This is a genomic window from Acidovorax sp. FW305-C-20-28 (genome assembly GCF_058783375.1).
In genome coordinates, this window is sequence record NZ_JBYSYM010000081.1 from 1 (window position 1) to 996 (window position 996).

General features: G+C 69.7%; 1 protein-coding gene. It reads left to right on the top strand.

From position 1 onward, the window contains the following. Positions 1 to 163 precede the first annotated feature (163 nt). Positions 164 to 919: a UDP-glucose dehydrogenase family protein gene (locus AC3WOH_RS34825; protein WP_492233891.1), complete on the top strand. Its 756-nt coding sequence runs from the start codon at positions 164 to 166 to the stop codon at positions 917 to 919. Positions 920 to 996 lie beyond the last annotated feature (77 nt).

A 996-nucleotide genomic window follows, 5' to 3' on the forward strand; every position in this document is an offset into this window, starting at 1 on the left:
TGGCGCGCCGGCAAGGGCCTTCCCTTCGGGTTGCCCGGCCTGGGGGCCGTCTGCGGCGTTGCCCGCGCTTGCAAGGTTCCTACCTTGCTGCACGCGGGCGCCTAGCATCCAGCCCCCAGTCCGGGCAACGCGATCCCCGAAATCAGTGTGAACAGGCCCTCTGATCGCGATGGACCCGCGCTCCGCCGAACTCACCAAGTACGCCGCCAACGCCATGCTGGCGCTGCGCATCTCTTTCATGAACGAAATGGCCGCCCTGGCCGACGCGCACGGCGCCGACATCGAGCAGGTGCGCATCGGCGTGGGCACCGACCCGCGCATCGGCCCGCAGTTTCTGTACCCCGGCATCGGCTTTGGCGGATCGTGCTTTCCCAAGGACTTGCGGGCCCTGGAATGGATGGCGCGGCAAGCCCGGCTGACACCGCGCCTGCTGCCCGCCGTGCGCGAGGTGAACGACGAACAAAAGCGCCTGCTGCTGCGCGAAATCACCGGCTACTTCAACGGCCAGCTCGCCGGCCGCACCGTGGCCGTGTGGGGCCTGGCCTTCAAGCCCGAAACCGACGACGTGCGCGAAGCCCCGGGCTGCATGCTGGTGGCCGATCTGCTGGCCGCAGGCGCCCATGTGCGCGCCTACGACCCCATGGCCATGCCCAATGCACGCGCCCTGCTGGCCACCCGCCTGGGCCCCGCCGACCTCGACCGCCTGACCCTGGCACCCTACGCCGACGCGGCCCTGGCCGGCGCCGACGTGCTGGCGCTGGCCACCGAGTGGAAGGAGTTCAGCAGCCCGGATTTCGCCGCCATGGCGCGCCAGCTGCGCGCGGGCGCGGTGTTCGACGGGCGCAACCAGTACCGGCCCGAGACGGTGCGCGGGCATGGGCTGGGCTACTGGGGGGTGGGGAGAGGCTCAGTGGCCTAACAGGCTGTTGAAATTCACCGCTTGCCACCGAAAGCCCCCGCTTTAAGTTGCAGGCGCTCAGCAGACGGCTTGTTTGA